Here is a 618-nt window from a genome sequence, read left to right on the forward strand (position 1 = left end):
CTCGGCGAGCAGCGCCAGGGCCTGGGCGGTCGCCCAGCCCTCGTGGTCGGCCATCTCGGTCACCTCCTGCCAGTGCGCCTTGAACGAGGGCAGGCGCAAGGCGTTCAGCAGGGCCGGGAGCTTGTGGGCATCGGTCTCGGTCGCCGCGGTCATCACGCCCCCGCCTGTTGGCTGAGCAGCGCGTCGAACTGCGCGGGCGCGGTCAGCGCCACGGGTACGTCGGGCGGCAGGTCGGTGGCGGGTCGGCGCCGGCGGCGCAGGGCATCCGCCTCGGGCAGCCGCCCGGCCCGCAGGTCGTCGGCGATCAGGCCGGCGAGTTCGGCCTCGCAGCCCTCCTCGTGCGCCATGGCGAGCAGGGCGACCATGCGCTTGCAGGCGTCCTTCTGCGGCAAGCTCGCCTGCAAAGCGTCCCAGGCCTGGCGGTATTCGCTGCGCGGGAACAGACCGTCGCGGTACATCGAGCCGGCCAGGGCCTGCGGCTTGCGTTTGAGGGCGTGGATGACGTGGCGGTAGTCGACGACGTGGACGCGCGCGCCGTCGCCTGCGCGGCGGCGGGGGTGGGTGACCACGTGGGTGCTGCCCAGGTACGCCTCGATCCGGGCATCATGGATGTGCACC

1 pseudogene is annotated in these 618 nt (G+C 73.3%); it reads right to left on the reverse strand.

Annotation, left to right across the window (positions count from 1 at the left end):
- Window positions 1–152: 152 nt before the first annotated feature.
- Window positions 153–618: pseudogene (locus CKO28_RS27885) on the reverse strand (IS21 family transposase); the annotation flags it as partial.

This window comes from Rhodovibrio sodomensis, assembly GCF_016583645.1.
Lineage (GTDB): Bacteria > Pseudomonadota > Alphaproteobacteria > Kiloniellales > Rhodovibrionaceae > Rhodovibrio > Rhodovibrio sodomensis.